20 protein-coding genes are annotated in these 21,871 nt (G+C 74.4%); 4 read left to right on the plus strand and 16 right to left on the minus strand.

Annotation, left to right across the window (positions count from 1 at the left end; translation table 11 throughout):
- Positions 1–33: 33 nt before the first annotated feature.
- Both D4B81_RS00245 and D4B81_RS00250 read left to right on the plus strand, forming a co-directional pair.
- A complete protein-coding gene (locus D4B81_RS00245; protein WP_122260546.1) occupies positions 34–588 on the plus strand; it encodes a helix-turn-helix domain-containing protein in 555 nt (184 codons plus the stop codon).
- A 98-nt stretch (positions 589–686) separates the two neighbouring features.
- Positions 687–1,751, plus strand: a complete 1,065-nt coding sequence (locus D4B81_RS00250) for a YihY/virulence factor BrkB family protein (protein ID WP_161964931.1) — start codon at positions 687–689, stop codon at positions 1,749–1,751.
- 27 nt (positions 1,752–1,778) lie between these two features.
- Here D4B81_RS00250 and D4B81_RS18375 read toward each other — a convergent pair whose 3' ends face one another.
- The 14 genes from D4B81_RS18375 to D4B81_RS00325 all read right to left on the minus strand — a co-directional run bounded on the left by D4B81_RS18375 (position 1,779) and on the right by D4B81_RS00325 (position 19,789).
- The gene (locus tag D4B81_RS18375) at positions 1,779–2,561 is read right to left on the minus strand and encodes a hypothetical protein (RefSeq protein WP_202613509.1); all 783 of its coding nucleotides are present in this window, start codon (positions 2,559–2,561) and stop codon (positions 1,779–1,781) included.
- A gap of 53 nt (positions 2,562–2,614) precedes the next feature.
- Complete coding sequence (locus D4B81_RS00260; RefSeq protein ID WP_122260548.1) at positions 2,615–3,556, minus strand: hypothetical protein; 942 nt, start codon at positions 3,554–3,556, stop codon at positions 2,615–2,617.
- 97 nt (positions 3,557–3,653) lie between these two features.
- Positions 3,654–5,177 (minus strand): HNH endonuclease, encoded by a 1,524-nt coding sequence (locus D4B81_RS00265; protein WP_161964932.1) that lies wholly within the window; start codon positions 5,175–5,177, stop codon positions 3,654–3,656.
- Positions 5,178–5,303: 126 nt separating this feature from the next.
- The gene (locus D4B81_RS18630; protein WP_237565716.1) at positions 5,304–6,476 is read right to left on the minus strand and encodes an FHA domain-containing protein; all 1,173 of its coding nucleotides are present in this window, start codon (positions 6,474–6,476) and stop codon (positions 5,304–5,306) included.
- On the minus strand, positions 6,473–7,759 hold the full coding sequence (locus D4B81_RS00280; RefSeq protein ID WP_122260816.1) for a VWA domain-containing protein: 1,287 nt from the start codon (positions 7,757–7,759) through the stop codon (positions 6,473–6,475). The genes D4B81_RS18630 and D4B81_RS00280 overlap by 4 nt, the downstream gene beginning before the upstream one ends.
- The gene (locus D4B81_RS00285; protein WP_122260550.1) at positions 7,752–9,056 is read right to left on the minus strand and encodes a PP2C family protein-serine/threonine phosphatase; all 1,305 of its coding nucleotides are present in this window, start codon (positions 9,054–9,056) and stop codon (positions 7,752–7,754) included. Before D4B81_RS00285 ends, D4B81_RS00280 begins: the two co-directional genes overlap by 8 nt.
- Entirely contained in the window at positions 9,053–11,341 is a 2,289-nt protein-coding gene (locus tag D4B81_RS00290) for a serine/threonine-protein kinase (RefSeq protein ID WP_122260551.1), read from the minus strand. Before D4B81_RS00290 ends, D4B81_RS00285 begins: the two co-directional genes overlap by 4 nt.
- The gene (locus D4B81_RS00295; protein ID WP_122260552.1) at positions 11,338–12,468 is read right to left on the minus strand and encodes a hypothetical protein; all 1,131 of its coding nucleotides are present in this window, start codon (positions 12,466–12,468) and stop codon (positions 11,338–11,340) included. Before D4B81_RS00295 ends, D4B81_RS00290 begins: the two co-directional genes overlap by 4 nt.
- A 49-nt stretch (positions 12,469–12,517) precedes the next feature.
- Positions 12,518–14,104, minus strand: a complete 1,587-nt coding sequence (locus tag D4B81_RS00300) for a hypothetical protein (RefSeq protein WP_122260553.1) — start codon at positions 14,102–14,104, stop codon at positions 12,518–12,520.
- A gap of 127 nt (positions 14,105–14,231) precedes the next feature.
- Positions 14,232–15,581 carry a hypothetical protein gene (locus tag D4B81_RS00305; protein ID WP_122260554.1) on the minus strand — a complete coding sequence of 450 codons (1,350 nt, stop codon included), beginning with the start codon at positions 15,579–15,581 and terminating at the stop codon, positions 14,232–14,234.
- A complete protein-coding gene (locus D4B81_RS00310; protein WP_122260555.1) occupies positions 15,578–17,233 on the minus strand; it encodes an AAA family ATPase in 1,656 nt (551 codons plus the stop codon). The genes D4B81_RS00305 and D4B81_RS00310 overlap by 4 nt, the downstream gene beginning before the upstream one ends.
- Positions 17,230–17,889, minus strand: coding sequence for a hypothetical protein (locus D4B81_RS00315; RefSeq protein ID WP_122260556.1), 660 nt, complete (start codon positions 17,887–17,889; stop codon positions 17,230–17,232). Before D4B81_RS00315 ends, D4B81_RS00310 begins: the two co-directional genes overlap by 4 nt.
- Position 17,890: 1 nt before the next feature.
- The gene (locus D4B81_RS00320; protein WP_122260557.1) at positions 17,891–19,135 is read right to left on the minus strand and encodes a toxic anion resistance protein; all 1,245 of its coding nucleotides are present in this window, start codon (positions 19,133–19,135) and stop codon (positions 17,891–17,893) included.
- A gap of 111 nt (positions 19,136–19,246) precedes the next feature.
- A complete protein-coding gene (locus D4B81_RS00325; protein WP_122260558.1) occupies positions 19,247–19,789 on the minus strand; it encodes a GNAT family N-acetyltransferase in 543 nt (180 codons plus the stop codon).
- 204 nt (positions 19,790–19,993) lie between these two features.
- On the opposite strand from D4B81_RS00325, the gene D4B81_RS00330 reads away from it, so the two are divergent.
- Both D4B81_RS00330 and D4B81_RS00335 read left to right on the plus strand, forming a co-directional pair.
- Positions 19,994–20,791: a DinB family protein gene (locus D4B81_RS00330; protein ID WP_122260559.1), complete on the plus strand. Its 798-nt coding sequence runs from the start codon at positions 19,994–19,996 to the stop codon at positions 20,789–20,791.
- Positions 20,784–21,077, plus strand: a complete 294-nt coding sequence (locus D4B81_RS00335) for a DUF1905 domain-containing protein (RefSeq protein WP_097186604.1) — start codon at positions 20,784–20,786, stop codon at positions 21,075–21,077. The genes D4B81_RS00330 and D4B81_RS00335 overlap by 8 nt, the downstream gene beginning before the upstream one ends.
- On the opposite strand, the gene D4B81_RS00340 is transcribed toward D4B81_RS00335, so the two are convergent.
- Positions 21,064–21,411 carry a DUF202 domain-containing protein gene (locus D4B81_RS00340; RefSeq protein ID WP_122260561.1) on the minus strand — a complete coding sequence of 116 codons (348 nt, stop codon included), beginning with the start codon at positions 21,409–21,411 and terminating at the stop codon, positions 21,064–21,066. The genes D4B81_RS00335 and D4B81_RS00340 overlap by 14 nt on opposite strands.
- Before the next feature lie 3 nt (positions 21,412–21,414).
- The gene (locus D4B81_RS00345; protein ID WP_237565717.1) at positions 21,415–21,780 is read right to left on the minus strand and encodes a YidH family protein; all 366 of its coding nucleotides are present in this window, start codon (positions 21,778–21,780) and stop codon (positions 21,415–21,417) included.
- Positions 21,781–21,871: the final 91 nt, after the last annotated feature.

The raw sequence follows: 21,871 nt of genomic DNA on the forward strand, positions 1-21,871 counted from the left end.
TTGCAATCGCGAAGTCAAGCGAAGGGTGTCGGCATGTCGGACGTGGCGCGCAACGTCGCCGAGCAGATCGATCTGTATGGCGAGCCGCTGGCTGACCTGTTCGCGCGGCTCACCTCCGAGCTGGGCCTGTCCCAGGCGGGTCTGGCGCGGACGGTGGGCATGTCTCCCCCCATGCTCTCCCAGCTCGGTTCCGGACACCGCATCAAGATCGGCAACCCGTCCGTCCTGCGTCGGCTGGAGGCGCTCCTGCAGCTGCACGATGAGGTCACCGCCGGCCGAGTGGCCACGGACGACCTGGAGACTCTCCTCGCCCAGGTGAGGGAGTCCACCCAGCCCTGGACGACGACGCGCCACGACCTGCGCCCTGCAGCCGACGCTCCGGTAATGGACGACTCCGACCCTGACCTGGCGGGAGCCGAGACCGTGCGCAGCCTGCTGCGGGCCGTCGCGTCCGGCTCCGACCTGCGGGACGCGGCCGAGCGGCTCGCTCCGCACCACCCGGCGCTCGCCGACCTGCTGCGGACCTACGGCCTCGGTAGCGTGGAGGATTCGGTTGAGCACCTGCGCAACCACCGTGAGCTCTTCTGAGAGGAAGGCGCCGTGCCGCCACCGCTGTCCCTGAACATCCCGGTCGGGCCTTGCGCCAGTCCGGTGAACAGCCATGCTGCGGCGGAGCGGGCGTTCCGGTGAAGACCGTCCTGCTCAGGCTCGAGGAGCTGCAGCAGCGCCACCCGTGGCTCGGCTTCCCGGTGGCGGTGGTCTACAAGTTCATCGACGACCACGGCGTCTACCTCTCGGTGCTGATCACCTACTACGGCTTCCTGGCGCTCTTCCCACTCCTGCTGCTGCTGACCTCGGGGCTGGGTTTCGTGCTGGACGACCAGCCGGAGCTGCGGGAGCGGATCCTGGAGACCGCGGTCAGCCAGTTCCCCGTCATCGGTTCGCAGCTGGGCGACGAGGGGTTCGGCGGCAGCACGACGGCGGTGGTGATCGGCGGGCTGGTGGCCGTGTGGGGGGCGATCCGCGCCTCGCAGGCGACCCTGCACATGATGAACATCTGCTGGGCGGTGCCGCGGCACTCGCGGCCGGACCCGCTCCGGTCCCCGATCCGGGCGCTGCCGCTCATCGCGGTGGCCGGGCTGATGCTGCTCGGTACCACGGTCGGAACGGTCCTGGCCACGAGCGCGGGGGCGTATGGCGTGACCCTCCAGCGGGCGGTGCCCTACCTCGTCGTGGTGTTCAGCTTCGTCGTCGCCGTACTCGTCTTCAGCCTCGGGATGTGGCTGGGAACCACCTTCCGGCTGCGGTGGACGCAGGTGCTACCCGGTGCTCTCGTCGCGGCCGTGGGGTGGCTGCTGCTGCAACGCTTCGGGATCACCTACGCCAACCAGATCGTCAGGGAGGCGGGCGACACCTACGGGGTGTTCGCGTTCGTCCTGGGGCTGATCGGGTTCATCTTCGTGGCGGCCCAGATCGTCGTGCTCGCGGTCGAGGTGAACGTGGTGCGGGTCAAGAAGCTGTGGCCGCGAGCGCTGCTCGGGCCGTTCACGCGGTCGGTGTCGCTCACGCCTGCCGACGTGCGGGCCTACCAGGAGACGACGGCCGCGACCGCCATCAAGGACTACCAGGGGGTCGAGGTGAGCTTCGACCAGCACCTGGCGGGGACGCCCGTCACGCAGCGCCGTCAGGCGGCCGCGGCCGAGGCGGACGCGGAGGAACGCTCGGAGGACGAGGGCAGCGGGAACCGCTAGGCGGACCAGCCGGGGGCGTCGGCGTCCTCAGCGCGTCTCGTCGGTCGGGCCGTCGCCCGTGCGGCGCTCGCCGGGAGGCGGGGGCGGTGCCCAGGGGTCGTGCGGCTCCTGGCCGGCTCCCTGGCCCTGGCCGTAGCCGCGCTGTCCCTGGGTCTGGGACTGCCCGTAGCCCTGCTGTCCCTCGCCGTAGCCCTGGGACTGCCCGTACCCGACGGGCTGCCCCTGCCGGTAGCCGACGCCGGGAGCCAGGGCTGCCTTGCGGTCGCGGCTGCGGCCCACCAGCCAGAGGATCAGCCCGAGCAGCGTGATGATGCCCAGCGGCACGAGGGCCAGGGCCCCCAGCGCCGCCGCGGTGATGCCGATGACGCCCGACGCAGGCAGGGCGCCGGTGACCTGGGCGGCCCCACCGGAGCACTCGACCGTGTAGTCACCCGCCTCCGCGGCGGTGATGGTGCCGACGACGCGGTACTGCTCGCCCGCCGCCAGGTCGCTCACGGCCTGGTCGGGTGTGGTCGGCACCGACACCCCGTCCGGATCGGTCACGGTGCACTGCGGCTCCTCCGCGGACGAGCTGACGATCGCCCTGATGCTGCGCTCCGGCATGGAGACCGTGGTCGTCCCCTCCACCGGGATCAGGTCGTTCTCCATGGCGCTGAAGGCCCGGAACGCCTGGCTCCCGCCCCAGATCATCACCCCGGCGGTGATGAGCGAGAGGAGGAGGCCGATCAGGAACATCCACTTCCCGGCGGTGCGCATGCCGCTGCGGCGCTGGGGTACCTGGGCCGACGGTCCGTAGGCGTAGGAGCTCATGAACCCACGGTATGCCGTCGCGCCGGGCCGGGCGCGCCCGGCCCTGGGTGGCCTCAGCGGTAGGTGTCGTCCCGCTCGTCCCCGGACGAGGAGGTGTCGGCCGGTTCGATGACGTTGCCGTCCTCGTCGACGTACACCAGCGCGCCGGACCGGAGCAGGTCAGCGATCTCCTGCTCCGACAGGGCTGCCAGCTCCTCGTCGGACAGATGGACGACCTCGTCCTCGTCCTCGGTCGCGTCCATGGGCGCGGCAGGCGGAGGTTCGCTGTCGACGTCGCCGTCGACCTCGCTGCCGGCCTGCTCGGCGGCCGCCTGGGCGTTCTCCTCCTCCCACCACTCCTCGGCCCCCTCCGACGGTGGCCCGGCGACGTCCGCCTCGTCCTCCTCGTCGTCCTCGATGCCGTGCCGGACGACGAGGCTGAGGATGCCGCCGATGAGCGCGAGCGTGAACCCGCCGAAGACGCCCAGGCTGCCGAGCATGAGACCGCCCAGCCGCATCAGGGCTGATGCGGGGCTGACCTCGGGGGCCACGACGACTCCCAGCCCGGAGCAGTCGATCTGGTGGGCGCCGGCAGCCGAGGTGCGGAAGGTCCCGACCACCTGGAAGCGTGCGAGCGGGTTGTCGACGCCGACGCGGCGGTCCTCGTCCTTGAGGTGGCTCACCGGCACGTCCCCGGAGGGACCGGCCACGGTGCAGGTGATCTCCTCCACCGGGGTGGGGAGGACCTCACCCGGCGCCACCAGCCCCCCGGTCACGTAGAGCGAACGGGTCGTCTCCGCGTCGAGGTCCACCGTCGCCGTGCCGTCGAGGAGCTCGCTGGAGTTCGAGGTGAGGTGGTTGAGGAGCGACCGGGTGGCCAGGCCCGCGACGAGGGTGACGACCAGGGAGATGGCGAGCAGGAGCAAGCCGACGCGGAGCATCGAGCGGCCGGACCGACGCAGGCGACCGCGACTGCTGTGCGGACGGTCGACGGGGTCGAGGGGCTCGGAGGACATGACCCTGACTCTAAGCGCTCGCCCCGGCGCCGGACAGGTGAGTCATCGGTGGCGGGGCGGCGCGCCACGCAGGACCGGAGAAGACGCCGCGGCGGTCTCACGAGGCCCGGCGGAAGACCGGGAGCACGGGCGGGGGAGGCCGGTAGCTCTCCGGAGGAGGTCTGAGCTGACGGGGATGCTCCCGCGCCAGGTTGCAGCGGGCGCAGAGGCCCTGACCGTTGTCGTCGTCGGTCGCTCCGTCGTCGGCGAAGCGCTGGATGTGGTCGACGTGACGGATGGGGGCCCCGCACCAGGCGTGGCGGCAGGTCTGGTCACGAGCGATCACCAGGTCGCGCAGGGCCCCGGTGAAGAACCGCCTCCGCGTGTCCCTGGTGAGCAGGCGGCCCGTCGCGGGGTCCGCGAACAGTCGCCGCAGCCAGACCTTGGCCGCGACGACCGTGTCGGTGTCTGTGTCTGTGTCTGTGTCTGTGTCGGTGTCGGTGGCCGAGCCTGTGCGGGTGTCGGTGTCGGTGGCCGAGCCTGTGCGGGTGTCGGTGGCGGCGTCGGTGTCGGTGTCGGTGGCGGCTTGCCACGTGGCGTGCGCGGAGACGTCAGGCACGACCCCGTGGAGCATCGAGCAGGCGAAGTCGGTGCACCTCGCGCCGTCGGGGCAGACGGCCGTGTCGGCGCAGTCCGGCCCGTCGGGGGAGGAGGACCTGTCGCACGATCCCTGCGGGGGCACGGGGTCCTCAGCCGCCTCGGCCCGGGGCCGGAGCAGATCACGGGCGGTCTCGGCCGGGACGGGTCCGTAGCCGACGAGGTCGGCCGCGTCCGACGTCCCACCGAAGGGGGCGGCATCGGTGATCACGAGCCCGACCTCCACGTCGATGCCGTCGACGACAGACCGGCCGGTCAGGCGCGAGAAGAGCTCGTCCGCCATCAGCTGCTGCAGCGTGCGGGGATCACCCGCCGCCTGCATCGACGTGGCGTGCGTCCTCAACGCGCTGTAGCAGGCGATCGCCTCGGGAGCAGGCAGTCGTGCCGAGAGCAACCCCATCACGTCGGGGCACGGGCGGATCATCACACCGCGGTCCTTGACCGCCCTGCGCGCGCGATCGACATACCCCTGGGGGTCCACCTCGTAGACCAGACCGCGCGCCGTCGCGACCATCTCCCGGGTGGACGCCCCGTCCAGGGCGTCCGCGAGCCTCCGGTCGACCTCGGTCCGGAGCTCGGGGGACAGGCACGCGGTGGCCTCGGTGATCGCCCGGGCCTGGTAGTCGTCGATGGTCCTCCTCGCCAGGGCCGCGAGAGTGCAGGGCATCTCGACCACGAGGGCCTTGGCACTGGTCAGCTCCCGCGACCCCCAGTACGGCGAGGTCATCCGGGCGGTCGCCAGGTCGTCGGGGACGGCCCTGCCGGCGCGGGAGGGCGCCACGCCCTGCTCGATCTGCCGGGCCACCTGCGAGGTGGAGAAACCCACCTGGACCTGCACCGCGACGGCTGACAAGGACCGCGTCGTCAGCTCGAGCTCACGGAGCAGCGCGAGCCGCTCGTCGTCGTCCATCGCGGCGAGGTCGAGGCCGGGGAGCAGGCCACGCCACTCGGCCAGCCGCTCCGACATCGACGTGAACCGATGCACGACCCCCACCCCCCTCCCGCTGCGGACGGTCGGTCCCCTCAGACCCGACCTCGTACAGACATACTACCCAATCATCGCCCTGTTCGAACGTCTGTCCACAGCGTGTCTCGCACGGTCGTTCCCACGTCAGCCTTCGCCGCGCTTCTCCGAGTCCGTCGCGTGCCGGAGGGCCAGCCGGGTCCACGCGCCGACGTAGATCCGGTCGTCCCGGTCGATCTCGACCCGCAGCCCGGGCTGGAGCGGCTCGGTGGGCAGCGGCTCACCCACGCGTCCCACGAACGTCCCGTTGCTGCTGCCGAGGTCCTCGATCCACCAGCGGCGGCCGTCGCTGGTCAGCTGCGCGTGTCGCCGGGACACGGCTGAGTCCGCACCCGCGTCCACCTCGGGACGGACCCCGAGGCTCCCGGACGGCCGCCCGATCAGCGCCGCGCTCCGGGTCAGCGGGACGATGTCGGGCACACCCGTGCTCGGGCACGCCTCCTCTGTCTGCTGGACGTCGTACCAGTCGGGGTCCACCCACATCTCGATGACCCAGGCGTCCGCGAGCGCACGCGAGGGTGGGGTATGCCGTGCAGCCTGCCCGCGCGGGGCCCCCGGCTGTGCAGGGGAGGGCTCGGGCTCGGGCTCGTGCTGCCCCTCGGGGGCGGGCTGCGGCTGCGGTACTGCATACGGCTCGGACTCCGCCTCGGACTCTGCCTCGGGCTCAGGCTCAGGCTCGGGCTCCGGCTCCGGCTCGGGCTCGGGCTCGGGCTCGGGCTCGGGCTCGGGCTCAGGCGCAGGCGCAGGCGCAGGCGCAGGCGCGGGCACCGGCTCCGCCTCGGGCTGGACCTCGGCACCCTCGCCGGCAGGCTCGTCCGCCATCCCCATGATGTCCTCGATCACAAGCTCCTCCGGCGCCACGACCTCCTCGATCACAACCTCCGGCTCCGTGTCCTCCCCCGTCCCCGCCCCGTCCTCAGGCACGACCACGTCATCCCGCTCCACCGTGTCCGGGGCCACCTCCGGCTCGGACCCCATCGGCGGCGTCCCGGTCGTGAAGTCGTAGCCGCACGCCTCGCAGAACAGCGCGTCGGCGACGTTGACCCCACCGCAGAACGGGCAGACCTGAGTGGCCGAAGCGGGAGCACCCTGCTCCGGGAGGGTGAGGGAGGAGCCGGCGGACGGCATACCCGGGGCCTCGGACGACCCCGAGGAAGCCTCCGCGGACAGCCACGAGGACGGGGCACCGATCGGCGTGCCGCACGTGTCGCAGTAGTCGCTCGACTCGCTCTCGTGGCCCTCCGGGCAGCGCACCGTCACGAGGGCCGCACCCGCGTCGTCTTCGTCGAGGCGGTGTCGAGCTCCATCTCGTCGAGCTTGTCGACGTTGCGGCGCAACCGGACCCGGCCGGTCGAGGCGTCCTCGATGTCCACCACCCGGGACAGCCGTGACGTCGCAGCCTCGTCACCGGTCTCCCGGGCCAGCTGGACGGCCCGTCCCAGCTTGGACGTGGCGGTCGCGTCGTCGCCGATCGCCTTGGCGCGCAGGCCGTCCTGGATCGCCGAGGCCAGCTCGGTCTGGCCGGTGTAGTGCGCGACCTCGGGGCTTATCTGCGCGGTGAGCAGGCTGTCCGCGGACCACCGGGCCTTGACCAGGCCCTGCGCCCTCACGTCGGACCCGACGGCCAGCTGGACGCGCGCGGCCAGCTGCTCCTGGCCGATCGCCTTGGGCGCCAGGCGGACCGCCACGTGGTAGTCGCGGGTCTCGTCGCCCCACGCCCCCGTGTCGTAACCACCGGTGAGCGGGTTGACCTCCACCCGCCGCGCGGAGAGGTCCTCGAGCGTCGGGGACACCTGCTTGACGAACAGCACCTCTGCGCCCTGCGGCGCCCAGACGCGCAGCTGCGTGTCGCTGACGCCCCGGCCCATCGACTGCTGCATGAGCTGGGCGAAGTCCTCGGGCAACCCCTCCCAGGTGCGGATCAGGTCGACCGTGCCCATCAGCGCCTCGGCGATCCGCCGCACCTCCGCCACCTGCCAGGCGGCGCCGAGCCCACGGCAGTCCACCTCGAACCGGCCGCGCACCTGCTCGATCGCCCACGACAGCTCGTCCGGGGTCTCGTGCTGGTTGGCGCCGTCGGTGAGCAGGATGGCGTGCCGCTTCGTCAGGCTGGGCACCGTGCCGAAGAGCTGGCCGGCGGCGAGCAGCCAACGGCCCATCGCCGTGCCGCCGCCGGGCGCGAGGCGCTGCAGCGAGCGCTTCGCCTCGAGGCGGGTCTGCGCCGACATGCGCGCCATCGCGGCGGACATCCCGTTGGGGTAGCACAGGGCAGCCTCGTGGTTGCCGGCGACGATCGCGAACCACACGCCGTCGACGATCTGGTCGAGGGCGGCGGACGCGGCGTAGGCGGCGGCCTGCACGCCCTGCACGTCCATCGACCCGGAGACGTCCACGATGATGATCTCGCCCGCCTCGCCCGACGCCGAGCTCATCGGCGCCACCGTGCCGGCCCCGGTGCAGGTCACCGACACGATCGCGTGGACGTCCGTGCCGCCGTCGGGCAGGAACTCGTTCTGGTGGACGGTCGTCGTGAACTCAGCCATGCGGCCCATCCTGCCCCGGCTCGGCGGGGACGCTCTCGTCGGCCCGCCCCGTCGCGGGGTATGCCGTGCCGCTCACCTCCGGCGTCGGGCCGGCTCCGGTCCGCACGAGCGCGACGGTGATGTTGTCCACCCCGCCCCGGCCGTTGGCCCACCCGACGAGCGCCTGGCCGAGCGCCAGCGGGTCCTGGCCGACGCGCTCCTGCTCCGCGCGGAGCACCGCGTCCAGGTCCTGGGCCTCGGAGGCGTAGTTCCACAGCCCGTCCGAGCACAGCAGCAGCCAGCCCGGCGCGGTGACGTCCACCGTGACGGTCTCGGGCGCGTGGTCGGGGGAGTCGGGCCCGAGCCAGCGGGTGATCGTGTGCGCGAGCGGGCCGGACTCCGCCGTCGGGCGGTCCAGCCCCGCCTCGACCTGCTCCTCCGCGACGGAGTCGTCGCGGGTCAGCCGGCGCGGCTCACCGGTCTCGGGCAGCCAGTAGGCACGGGAGTCGCCGACGCTGCCCACGCTCGCCGTGCCACCCTCGACGACGGCCGCCACGTAGGTGCAGGAGGGTGCGGCGTCGGGGAACTCCTCGCCCACCTCCGCGACGGCCCGGGCGGCGGCGTCGGTGGCCAGGACCAGCCGCTCGTCGGGGCCGGCGTCGGAGGAGGTGAGGACCTCCAGGGCGGCGTAGGCCGCGGCCAGGCTGGCCTCGGCCGACCGGGCGGCGCTGCTCACGCCGTCGCACACGACGAGCGCGGCGCGCACCCCGCCGTCGCCGTCCTCCTCGGCCCAGACCGCCATCGCGTCCTCGTTGGCGGTATGCCGTATCCCCCGGTCGCAGACCGCCGCCACCCGGGCGGTCGGCCGGGCGGAGAAGTGGTCGCGGGGGTCGGGGCGCTTCTCACCGCATCGCGTGCACCAGCCGTCGGCGTCGTACGCCCCTCCGCACCGGCAGGTGCCGTGGTCGACATCGGGGGCGGGCTCGGGCTGCGCCGCCTCCGACAGCTCACCGTCGAGCACGAGCATCGGCGTCGGCAGCGGGGGCGGGCCGTCGGCGAACGGCTCGGGCTCCTCCTCGACGGGGTCCGGCGGCTCCAGCGGCTGCACCTCCTCGGGCCCGTCCGTTTCGGTGGGCTGCACCTCGTCCGGCGCGACGGGCTGCTCATCGACGGGGTCGGGCGGCTCCAGAGGCTGCACCTCCTCGGGCCCGTCCGGGTCGGCAGCGCGGACGTCGCGCTCCCGGTCGGCGGAGGTCGCGGACGGGTCGGGCGTCGGGCCGTCGGGCGTGGGGGCGTCGGGCGTCGGTGTGTCGGTCATGTCCAGCTCCAGGGGCGGATGGCGTTCGCGCGGTCGATGAGGGCCGCCCGCTCCAGCGGGTCGGGGGTGTAGTCGGCGAGGTAGCGGTACTCCTTCTCCACGGCGCGCCGGAGCGCCTCGCGGGTGACGGGCACCTCGCCCAGCCGCCAGCCGGGCTGCTCGCCGTGCTGGGCGACCTGGGTCAGTGCCTGCTCGTAGATGGAGGCGTTGAAGTGCGCCCGCTGCCGCGGGTCGAGGGTCAGCCGCGCCACCGCGTGCACGGACTCCCGCAGGTCCGCCAGGGTGCCGCGGCCCCGCAGCAGCTCGGCCCGCAGCCAGCGGGCACGAGGGTGCGCGCGGCTGCTCGGCGGCACCGAGTCGAGCGCCGCGATCGCCCCGTCGTCGTCGTGACGCGAGCGGCGGACCCGGTAGAGCCCGAAGGCGGCGGGCGCGACATACGCCGCGTCGGTCCTCCAGACCCGCTCGTAGTCGAGCTCGGCCGCCTTGCTGTAACCGCCGATCTCGCTCGAGAGCGCCAGGGCGAGGCGCGGAGCGACCTCGCCGGGCAGCGCGTCGCGCACCGCGGCGAAGTGGCCGGCGGCGGACTGACCCGCCGCGCCGGCACGGGCCGCGTCCTCACCGGCCTGGGACAGCGCCCACAGCCCCCGCAGCCAGGCGGCCCGCCAGTCCCACGGGTCGAGCCGGACCAGACCGCGCACCGCCTCGTCGAACCACGGCTGCTGGCCCGTCCGGATGCCGGTGCGGGCCCGGGCGACGAGCACCTCCGAGGTGGTCTCGTCGGCCCCCAGCAGCGCGTCGTGCAGCGCGGTGGGGTCGGCGGACTGCAGGGAGGCGACCCAGTCGACCATCGGGTCGGTCTCGTCGCGGGTCAGCTCCGGCAGCTCCCACCACGCCAGCGTCTCCCCCGTCGAGACCGGCGCCTCGAAGGTGGTCGAGTGGGCCGACATCGTCGCGGCCTGGGCGCTGCCCGCGGCCACCACCTGGCGGAGCACGCCGATCATCTGCAGCCGCAGCTCCTCGACCGTGAGGAAGCGGTCGTTGGGGTCCGGGGCGCAGCAGCGCGCGATCAACCGGTAGAACGCGTCGTGCTCGAGGAAGGGCGGCACCTGGCTGACCGGGGGGAGGGACGCGACATACTCCGACTGGTAGCCGCGGAACTCGAAGGTGAGCACGCACAGCGTCCGGCCGATCGTCCAGATGTCGGAGGCGACCGACGGCCCGACCTCGGGGACCTCCGGAGCCTGGTAGCCCACGGTCCCGTAGATCGGGGACTCGAGGTCGTCCTGGCGCCGCACCCCGCCGAGGTCGATGAGCTTGACCGCGTCGCCCTCCTGGATGAGGTTGTCCGGCTTGAAGTCGCAGTAGAGCAGGCCGAGGTCGTGCAGGTGGCTGAACGCGGGCAGCGTCTCCAGCACGAACGCCAGCGCCTGGTCGACGGGGAAGGCGTTGTAGCGCCCGGTCGTGGCCATCCGCTGCTTGAGCATCTGCTTGAGGCTGGTCCCGCCGACGTACTCCATCACCGTGTAGGCGTCGCCCTCGTGCGTGACGACGTTGTAGATCTCCACGATGAGCGGGTGCTTGACCTGGGCGAGGAACTGCTGCTCGGCGACCGCGGCGTCCAGGGCGTCCGCGTCCCCGGTGTTGAGCAGACCCTTGAGCACCACCCACCGGTCCGAGACGTTCTTGTCGCGGGCCAGGTAGATCCAGCCCATCCCGCCGTGCGCGAGGGCGCCGACCACCTCGTACTGGCCCGCCACGAGGTCGCCCGGGGCCAGCTTGGGGGTGAAGGAGTAGGGGGCACGGCACTGCGGGCAGTAGCCCTGCTGCCGACCCGAGGCGTCGCCGGCCGCGCGCCCCACCGGGGCGCCGCAGTTGGGGCAGACGCGCCTGTCCTCGGGGACCTGGGGGTCGTCCGGGACCGCGGCGGTCGGGTCGCCCACGGGCACGGGTGGCACCTGGGTCAGCCCCATCCCGAGCCGCGATCGGCGCTGGGCCGCCTGCGCGCGGCGGTGTCGCTCTGAGGCCGCGCGCACGGCCCGGGTCGACTGACCGGGAGCGGGGGTGGCGACGTGGGGAGCCGCGGCGGCGGGGTCGGAGGAGGACAGGTCCTCACCCGCTGCTCCCGCGAGGTCGGGGGCCGACGCCGCGGCGTCGCGGGCGGCGGCGGGCGGGGGCGTGAACGGGGTGGCCGCGACCGGCGCCTGGGAGGGCTCCGGCGACCCGCAGACGTTGCACCATCCGTCCTCGTAGGAACCGGGGCAGCCCGGCTCGACGCAGCGGTTCACAGCGGCACCCCCATCGTCCGGGCGAACGTCTCCTGCGCCTGCACCAGCGCCTCCACCCTCGTCAGGTCGCTCGGTCGCGCCTCGAGCAGCGCCCGGGTCTGCTCCACGAGGGGCGCCATCGAGGCCGCCGCGTCGCCGTCGAGGACGTCGCCCAGGTGCGCGGCGCGGGTGCTGAGGTCCTCGCGCCGGGCCAGCGCGGCGGCATACGTCGTCTGCGCGAGGGTGAGGGCGCGGTCCACGCGCTCGAGCCGACCCAGGTATGCCGTCAGCTCGCCCGGCTCGGACGGCACCGGGCCGAGGGCACCGACGTCGGGTATGCCGAGGGCCGGGGCGGGCGTCACACTCGCCCGGGCGCGCTCGGCGAGGGCCCGGACGGCCTGCCCGCGGGCGGCGAGCTCGGCCACCTCGCGGGTCGCCTGGGCGTGGTCGGCCTTGGCGTGGGCCCGGGCGGAGGCGGCGACGATGAGGTCGCGCTCGGCGGTGGCCGCCTGCGCCTCGAGGGGGCCGAGGAGACCGCCGACGTCGGCGCCCCGCCGCGCCCGTTCTGTGACGTCGTCGAGCCGCGCGTCCAGCTGCCGGTGCATCTCGGCGGCGGAGGCGCGGCGGCTCTCCGGGATGAGCGCGACCTGGTCGGCGATGCGCTCCACCGTCTGGCGCAGCCCCCGCAGCCGCCCCGCGAGGTCGGGGTCGGCGCCGTCGAGCCGCAGCCGGGAGCGCAGCGAGGAGGCGAGCGAGTCGGAGAGGCGGCACGCCTCGGGGAGGGAGACCGCGAGCGCCTGGCCGACGCCGCGCGAGCCCGGCTGCTCCAGGCTGCCCCAGACCAGGGTGGTGATCCGGCGCCGCTCCGTCTCGCCCACCCGGCCGCTGTCCCAGGTGGCGAGCAGCAGCTCGAGCCGGTCGGCGACGGCCTGCCACAGCGTCATCGACAGGGTCACGTCGGGCGTGACCGCGGCGCGCTCCTGGGGGGTGGGCAGATCCATCGCCGCCTGGTCCAGGACGGCCAGCTCGGCGCGCCGCTGGTCCTTCCAGCGGATCATCGCGTCGAGGTAGCGGAGCAGCTCCCGCTGGGGGACGTCGGAGCCGAGCGTGCCCGGGGCGGGGGGCGCGACGGCATACTGCGCGGTCATGGGTGCGCCTCCCGGGCGTCCGGGGCGGGGGAGCGGTGCGGCACGGCGCTCACCCCTCGACCTGCCGCCGGCGCAGGAGCGCCGGGACGAGCGCCGCCAGCGGGAGGATCGCGGCGGCCGAGGTGGTGACCGCGTAGGGCCCCACCTCCAGCTGGCTCTCGGTGCGGGCGAGCACGGCGGAACGGGCGTCCTCCAGGACGACGGTCTGGGCGTCGAGGAGGGCGCCCCCGGCCTCGACGAGCGCCTGCGCGTGGGGGACCGCCTCGTCCGTGGACAGGGAGCGGATGTCGACGCCGGCCAGGCTCTCGCGGGCGGCGGTGTAGGCGGCGAGGGCCTGAGGGTCGTGCCGGTCCTCCTCGAGGTAGCCGGTCCCCTCCCAGAAGGTCTCCCGCTCGTAGCTCTCCAGCGCCCGGGTCCCGTAGACCGCCTGGAGGTCGCGCCCGACCTGGTCGTAGACGGCGCGAGCGTCGTCCACAGCCTGGCTGTGGGTGGCCAGGGCAGGCTCGACGTCGAGGTGGCGGCCCTGGTCGGCGACGACCAGACCGGCGGGCACGAGGGCCAGACCGGCCAGCCCCGCCCCCACCCGCGTGCCGCCCCTGGCCAGCCCGTAGGTCAGCCCGCCGATCGCCACCACCCCGCCGAGGAGCATCCAGGTGGGCAGGGCGCGGTCGGCGTCCACGAGCTCGCCCGCGTCCCTGATCTCGTAGGTGCCGACGGCGTAACCGGCCGAGGACCTGGCCTCGTCCCAGGCGCTGAGGACGCGCTGGGGGTTGCTGCCCGGCTCGGCGAGGAGCGGGCCGACGGTCTCCTCGAAGTCGCGGACGGGGTAGGTGACGTCCGACGCGGCGCCCGCGGCGGTGGCCTGGGAGACGCTGGCCAGGGTGCCGTCCCCCTGGGTGACCTCCTCGCCGCCGAGGTAGCGGCCGACCTCCTCGTCGAGGGTGAGCCCGGCCCCGAGCCAGGCGACGCGGCTCTCGTCGAGCGTGACGAAGTCCTCGACGTCGGCCGCGGAGGGTGGGTCGACCGAGGCGATCGCCCCGGCGACGACGAGACCGCTGCCGAGCAGGGCGAGGGTCAGGGTGCGTTGCAGCCGGGGCACCGGCACGCCGCTGCGGCGCTCCGCCGCGGCGAGCAGGGAGTTGGGTGCGCCTCTGCGGCCGGACCCCGAGCCCCGGGCGGCGCGCCCGCCGCGGCCGGAGCGGGCGTCCGGGTCCGCCCCCGACACCGAGCTCGCCACGGACGGGACGTGGCCGCCGGTCTGCCGGGCCTTGCGGCGCAGCCGTCGCTCGGTCTTGTGCAGGCGACGCTCGGCGTCGTCGAGCAGCCGCTGCCGGCGAGCCAGCTCGACCTCCGCCAGCCTTCGCTCCTCGGCGAGTCGTTCCTGGGCCTCGCGACGCCGGCGCTCCGCCTCCTGCTCCGCGGCCCGCCGCCGCTCACGGTCCTCCGCCTCGAGCTCGCGGCGCTGCCGCTCCAGCTCGGCCCGCTGCCGGGCCAGCTCCTCCGCCGTCGTGTCCTCGACGTCGGGCCGTTGCTCGCCCAGCACCAGCATGGGGGGCTTGTCGCCGCCCGCGCCGCCCGCGCCGTCGGCGCCGGCCGCGCCGGGGCGTCCCTCGTCGCTCATCCGTCCCTCGCTCACGCGTTCCTCACCCCTGCGTCTGTCCGTCGTGCGTCCTGCGCCCGGGATCCCCGGCCTCGGTCCGCTCCTGTGTCACGCCGGTCGTCAGGGCGACGGGCGTGACACGACAGCGCCGCACATCGATGCCTCACCGGTAGTCCCTCAGCCGTTGTGTCAGGCCGGTCCACGCCAGCGCACCCGCGACCAGCCCGAGCACCAGGGCCAGGCCCGAGGTGACGAGCGCGGGCCGGCCCACGCTGCCGACCGAGGCACCCAGCCGCGTGTCGGCGAGCTCCTCCAGGGCGCTCTCCGCCTCGGCGAAGCCCTCCTGGCTCGCGGTGACGACGGCGAGGCCCTCGGCGCCGGTGGTGTCGTCGAGGTCGGCCTGGGCGTCGAGGACGACGTCCCACGCGTCGGAGACCGCGGGCTCGCCCAGCGCCCGGACGCTGTCCGCCGCGCGGTCCACGGGATCCGCCGCCGTCCCGGCGTCGAGCGTCTGGGCGTACTGCGCGGCGCGGGCCACGCGCACGTCCTGGAGGGCCTGGGCGGACTGCGCCGCGGCGTCGACCCGCTGGTCGTAGTCCACGGGCAGGGCCGCCGGGTTCAGGGAGACGTAGGTCAGGCCGGCCGTGATCGCGGTGGCGATCGCCAGCGGCACGTTGACGATCCGTCGGGTGAGCAGGGCGAGCCACACCAGCAGACCGCCGAGGAGGAGCGTGGCCAGGCCGCCGACGACGGCGGTGAGCGCGGACCGGGAGCCGGTGCGCAGGTCGACGGCGTGTCCGTCGGCCACCGCGTCCGTCACGGCCATCGACTCGTCGGTGAGGGTGACCACCTCCTGGAGGCCCGCCGCACCCGCGCCGGGGTCGGCCTCCGCGACCCGGAGCGCCTCCTGCCCCGCGATCGCCACGTCCACGAGCGAGCCGGAGGTCGACGTGCCGGACCGGGCCACCCACTCGGCGGCGGAGCCCAGGAGCGCGGGGAACGCGGCCGGGTCGGCGAGCCGCTCCGCCTCCGGGACCGCTGCGGCGGACTCCGCCACGCCCCGCGCCACCTCGAGCCGGGCCGCGGCGACGTCGGTGCCGGCGCGCTCGGCGGCCTCCCACTGGGCGGCGATGACGTTGGGGGTGGCGTTGACGCCGCCGGTGTCGAAGGTGCCGGTCGCGACGATGCCGGTGAGCAGCGCGGCGCCGGTCGCCAGCCCGCGGGCCAGGCGCAGGCGGGAGGGGGTGGCGGAGGGGCGTGCGGGACGGGAGGCAGCCGGGGCCTGACCCTGCTCGGGCGCCGCGGACTGCGTGGCCGCCGCGGGGGCGGCCCCGGGCTGGTTCGCGGCCGGCTGGTTTGCTGCCCGATGGGCGGACGCCGGCTGGGCGGACGCCGCCAGGGCTGACGCCGACTGGCTCGCCGCCGCCGGACTGCTCGCCGCCGGACCGCTCGCCCGCCGCGCGGCCGCAGCCTGCCCGGCCGGCCGCCGAACCGCGGGACCGGGTGTGCTCACGCGTCCTCCTCCGGCACGACGGCCTCCCCGACCGACAGGTCGACCCCGTCCCGGTCCTCGAAGTCCCGACGCTCCAGGGTGCGCAGCTCCTTCAGGCTCGGCTCCTCCGACTCCCGCAGCCGCCACGCGTGCCGCCCGATCGCGGCCTCGAGCATGTTGCGGGCGAACCGCCCGTTGCCGAAGCTGGGACCGCGCGGGGTGGCCGCCAGGATCTCCCGGAACCGTTCCGTCGCCGGGGTGTCGACGTCGTAGTCCATCTTCTCGGCCAGCACCTGCTGGATCGCCACGAGCTCGTCGTCGGTGTAGTCGTCGAACTCGATGATCGTGCGGAACCGGCTCTCCAGGCCCGGGTTCATCCCGACGAACTCCGCCATCGGTGCCGGGTAGCCGGCCACGATGACGACCAGCTCGTCGCGGTGGTCCTCCATCTCCTTGACGAGGGTGTCGACCGCCTCCTTGCCGTACTGGTCCCCGCCGAGGCTGTAGGCCTCGTCGATGAACAGCACCCCGCCCAGCGCGGACGCGACGACCTCCGAGGTCTTCACCGCCGTCTGCCCGAGGTAGCCCGCCACCAGCTCGGAGCGGTCCACCTCGACGAGCTGCCCCTTGTCGAGGAGGCCGAGCGCGCGGTAGATGCCGCCGACGAGCCGCGCCACGGTGGTCTTGCCCGTGCCGGGGTTGCCGACGAAGACGAGGTGGCGGGTGAGGGTCGCGATCCGCAGCCCCACCTCCTGGCGACGTGCCTCCATCTTCAGGACGGCGACCTGCCGGTGGATCTCGGCCTTGACCCGCTCCAGGCCGATGAGCGCGTCGAGCTCGGCGAGCAGCTCCTCGACGCTGCGCTCGGGCTCGGCCGGCTCCTCCGGCTCCGGGGCGGGGGCCCCGGGGGCCTCCTGGGTGGCCAGGGGGTCGGTGCTCATCGCCGGCTCGTGCGGGTATGCCGTGCCCGCCGGCCCGAGCGCGTCCGGCCCCAGCTGGCCCGCGGTCGTCGGCGGCAGCTGGCCGCCTGGGCCACCGGCCTGGCCGAGGTGTCCCATCTCGCCGAGCATCTGCCGGACCCGCGCCGACTGCTCCTGGGCGCGGCGCAGCAGGTCGGAGGACAGGTCGCGCAAGGAGCCGGTCTCGGAGGGGGCCGACCCCGCCAGCACCGACCCGGGCAGCGGCGAGCCGGCGGGCGGCGAGCCGGCGGGCGGCGAGCCGGTCGGGGTCTGTCCGGGTGCCAGCGTGGGCGCGACGGCGGGCGCGGGCGGCCGGACCCCGGCGGCGGCCAGCTGGGCCGAGCCCACCGAGAGGGCGCGGCCCAGGCTGGTCGGGCCTGCTCCGGGCACGGTGCACGCGGCCTGGGCGACGTCGGCGAGCGCCTTGGCATAGGCGCCGGCAGAGGCATGGTGCTCCGACACCAGCGTCTGGAGCGACGGGGTCGGGATGTGCGTGAAGCGGCGTCCGTGCGGCACGGCGCCGAAGAAGTCGCTGGCCGGGTGGCCGAAGGTGTCCCCCCAGGTGCGGGCCAGCTCGCTGGCGCCGGTGGACTGCTCCATCACGGCGGCGGCGACGACCTGGCCCTCGGCGCGCACGGTCGCCTCGTCCAGACCCGCCTCGCGGCCGATCCGGGCCAGGACGTCGACGGCGTCGCGCAGGGGCTGGGTGGTCATCGGGCTCCTTCGGGCGGGGTGAGGCGGGTGAGGCGGGCAGGTCCGTCGGCCTCGACAGCGGCCGGGGTCATGCCGACCTGGGCGACGACACCTGTCGGGTCGTCCGGGTCCTCCGGCATCGCCGGCAAGGGAGCCTGCGCGCCGTCGACCCGCAGGGAGCCACCCGCCCCGGCGTGCCCGAACTTCTCGGCGATGAACCGGCCCTGGGCGACGAGCTCTCGCGCGTCGTCGCGGTAGACGGCGTCGAAGACCCGGTCCAGGGTCACGCCGAGCAGGTCGAGCTGGTCGACGAGGACCATGAGCGAGGTCTTGCCGCCGTCCACGGGACGGGTGTCGGCATACCGGCGGGGGAGGCGCTGGTAGGCCCCGATCGCCTCGGGGAGGTAGTCGGTGGCGGTCGCGACCACGGTGTAGCCGAGGTCGCTGCCGCTGATCCGGCGCAGCCGCGGCACGGTGTCGCGGACCGTGTCGACCACCCGGCCCGCCCGGGCGACCACCGCCGAGGGCAGCGCGGAGGAGGCGAGCAGCTCCGCGGTCTGGTCGAGCGCGGCATACACGTCCTCGGCGGTGGGGGGCGCCGGGAGGACCATCCGCTCCTCGTCGGGCGTGGCCGGCGCCCGCCCGAGCATCCGGTCCAGCAGGTCGCCGAACCCCACGTCAGCGACCGGCGGTGGGGGAGATGTCGCCCAGGTCCAGCGAGCCGCCGACGAGTCGGGCGTCGGTGCGCTTGGCGCGCTCGAGGTAGCTCTGCGACTTCACGACCTCGCCCTCGAGCACCCCGATCGTCTGCGCCATCGAGTCCAGGGCCTGGCTGCGGAAGGCGTCGATCGCGTCCATCGTCTCGTAGATGTTGGAGAACGCCGCCTGCAGCTGCTCCAGGCCCAGGGTGGAGGAGGCGGCCTGCTCCTGGATCTTGATGGAGTTGTCCCGCAGCATCTCCGAGGTCCGCTGGATCATGTCGGAGGTGGTGCTGTTGAGCGCGGTGATCTGGTCGAGGACGAGCCGCTGGTTGTTGAGCGCCTGCGCGACGAGCACCGCGGTGCGCAGCGCGCTGACCGTCGTCGTCGAGGCCCGGTCGACACCCTTGATGAGCTCGATGTTGTTCTTCATGATGATGTCGATCGCCAGGTAGTTCTGGATCGACACGGCCAGCTGGGTGAGCAGGTCCTGGTGCTTCTGCCGCACGTAGAAGAGGACGTCCTCGCGCATCGCCCGGGCGTCCTCGGGGTTGGTCTCCTCCAGCTGCGCCACGTGGGCGGAGACCTTGGCGTCGAGCTGCTCGGCGATGTAGACGTACTGGTTGAGGCGGCCCATCGTGTCCCAGAGCTGCTGCTTCTCCATGTTGAGCGCGGCGTTGTCCTTGCTCAGCTCGTCCTGGCCGCTGCGCAGCGCGTGCAGGATGCCGTCGAGGTGCTTCTCCGCCGACTCGTACTTGCGGAAGTAGTCACGCAGCCGGTCGCCGAACGGGATCATCCCCAGCACCCGCTTGGTGCCCTTCGCCTGCGCAGGGTCGAGGTCCTCGACGGTGCGGCGCAGCTCCATGAGGGTCCGCCCGACCTTCGACTCCTTGGAGATCCCGCCCTCGTTGAGCGCGCGGACCGGCGACTTGAGCAGCCGGTTGGAGGTCTCGGCGGCGGTGCGGATCTCGGCGTCGCCCATGGTGCGCACGTCGGCGGCGCGCCGGGCGAACTCGGGCGACTTGGTCTCGGTCTGCGTCAGACCGTGGACGTAATCGGCGACCTTGGCGTCCAGCGCGGGCACGGCCTCGGGGGCGACCTGGGGAGCCATCTTGGGTGCGGCGGTCTCGGCGACGGGCTGCGGGGGAGCCGGCGCGGTCAGGACGAGGGGCTCCGCGGCGGCCAGCCCCTGGGGTGCGGCGAGCGGCTGGTGCTGGTCGGTCATCGTCTCTTCTCCTCGTGGTCGGGACGGGGCGTCGACGGCGGCCCCCTGGTGGACCCGCGAGGGGTCGGACGCGTCCATTCTTCCGTGCGTTCCCAGCCTCCCACACGGGGGTTACCCCGGGGATCCGGAGAGGTGGTGCCCCGGCAGCGGGAGGCGGAAGGCGAGCAGCTCCACACCCGGGACCGGGGACCAGTCCCGGTCGGGTATGCGGTGGAAGCCGGCTCTCGCGTAGAGCCGGTGGGCGGCGGTCATCCAGGTCGCGGAGCACAGGACGACGGCGCTCCAGCCCTCGGCCCGGGCCCGCGCGAGGACGGCCTCCAGCAGCGCCGCGCCAACCCCCCGGCCGTGCAGCCGGGGGTCCACGGCCAGCATGCGGAACTCCGCCTCGTCGTCGCGGGAGAGCTCGCGCTGCCCCGAGCCCCGCCCCGCCCAGGTCACCGTGCCCGCGAGGGTCCCGTCGAGCTCGGCCACCCACACCTCGGCGTCGTGGGTGCGGGCCGTCGTGTCGCGCAGCGCGTCCCAGTAGTCGAGGTCGGGCGGCATGCCGCTGGGCGCGTAGGCCTCCACGAGGAGGCGGCCGACGGCCGCGTGCTCCCCGGGACGGACCGCTCGCACGGTCACGCCGGCGCCACCGGTGACCGGGAGGGCGCTCACCCCACCACCCCGAGCACGACGTCCACCGGCGGGGTCACGAAGGACCACGCGTCCTGGGCGTCCGCCCGCCACAGGTCCGCCGGAAACCGACACCTCTTCGCCATGGGGACAAACCTAGGACCGCCCACCGACAGACCGCCCCGGACGCCCGGGTCCCGTCCTCTCAGGACACCCTCTGTCCGTCACCCGCACTACCGTTCCTGTATGACGCAGACGCGCAGCTTCCGCAAGGCGGACCTGGCCGGAGCGGCGTTCGAGGAGACCGACCTGAGCGGGGCCGCGTTCCGCCTCGTCGACCTGTCCGACGTGCGGATGCACAACACCGACCTCTCGCGGGCGCGGCTGACCGGGGTGGTGCTCCAGGGGGCGGTGCTGGACGGCGACATCCGGGGGCTCGTCGTCAACGGCGTGGAGGTGGGGCCCGTCGTCGAGGCGGAGCTGGACCGGCGCCACCCCGACCGCGCCCTCATGCGCCCGGCGGACGCCGAGGGCTACCGCACGGCCTGGGCCCGGCTCGGGGAGCTGTGGGACGGCACGGTCGCGCGGGCCTCCGCCCTGGAGGAGCGGGCGCCGGGGCTGGTCCACGAACGGGTGGACGGCGAGTGGTCCTTCGTGGAGACGCTGCGGCACCTCGTCATGGCGACCGACGCCTGGGTCGGGCGCGTCCTGCTGGGTGACCCGGCGCCGTACCACCCGCTCGGCATCCCGTTCGAGGAGGAGCAGTCCAACCCCGGCCTGCCGTGGGACCCGCAGGCGCGGCCGACGCTCGAGGAGGTGCTCGCGGTGCGTCAGGGCCGACGCGACGGCGTGGCGGACGTGCTCCGGGACCTCGACGACGAGCGGCTGGCGGGGCGCACGACGCCGGTTGACGGGCCGGGCTGGCCGCCTGCCCGGGCGTACCCTGTGCGGGAGGTGCTCGGCGTCGTGCTCAACGAGGAGTGGGAGCACCGGCTCTTCGCCGAGCGCGACCTTGACGTGCTGGAGGGTCGCCTCCGTGGCTGACCTCGAGTGGACCGGGGAGGTCGTGGAGTGGCGCGGGCCCGCGCCCTTCCACTTCCTCGTGGCGCCGCCGGAGGAGGCCGGGTGGCTGCGGGACATCATGCGCGACGTCACCTACGGCTGGGGGATGATCCCGGTCACCGGACGGGTCGGGGACACCGAGTTCACCACCTCGCTGTGGCCGCGGCAGGGGTCCTTCTGGGTGCCGCTCAAGGACGCCGTCCGCGCCGCCGAGGACATCGCGCTGGGCGACGTCGTGACGGTGCGGCTCGACATCAGGGTCGGGTGAGCTGGACCACCGCAGCGGTCAGCTCGCCGAGCGCGAGCGAGGCCGCGACGACGGCGACGACCGCGGGGACGCGTCCGTCGGCCAGGACCCGGTCGAAGTGCGGCTCGTCCGGGTGCACCGCGGCGTACCTGCGGCTGCGCAGCGTCACCCCCACCACCCACGCCGCCAGCGCGGCGGCGACGACGGCCGGGACCAGGACGCCCGCGCCGAGCGTGTCCATCGTGAGCCGGCCGACCGTGAGCGCGCCGACCACCAGGGCCAGGCCGGTGCGGCGCCAGGCCAGGGCCGTCCGCTCCTGCTGCAGCCCCGGGTCGCGGGCGGGCACGGCGCTCATCGCTCAGGCCCGCAGGAGGCTGGCCGCGAGGAGGAGCACCCCGGAGAGCGCGACCCCCACGACGACCACGATGCCGGCGGCGTTCCCGGGCATCGGCAGGTCGAGGCGCATGGCGCGCTCGGTGCGGACCCACCCGCGCCACGCGTGACCGGCCGCGGCGAGCCCGGTGAGCGCGAGCACGGCGGCGATGGCGGCCTGGGCGCGCTCGTCGATCTGCAGGGGCAGGGCGTCGACGGCCGCGGCCATGGCCAGCAGGGCCAGGCTGGTGCGGATCCAGGCCAGGAAGGTGCGTTCGTTGGCCAGCGAGAACCGCGGGTCGGGCTCGCGACCCGAGCCGTAGATCGACGACGGCCAGCGTGGTGGGCTCACGGTCGTCCAGCCTAGGTGCAGGTGGCTGTCTGATCCGTCACAGCCGGGCCGGGACGGCATCTACTACATACCGTAGGGGGTATACGTCGGA

Origin of the sequence: Ornithinimicrobium cerasi, assembly GCF_003702705.1 — a bacterium.
Lineage (GTDB): Bacteria > Actinomycetota > Actinomycetes > Actinomycetales > Dermatophilaceae > Ornithinicoccus > Ornithinicoccus cerasi.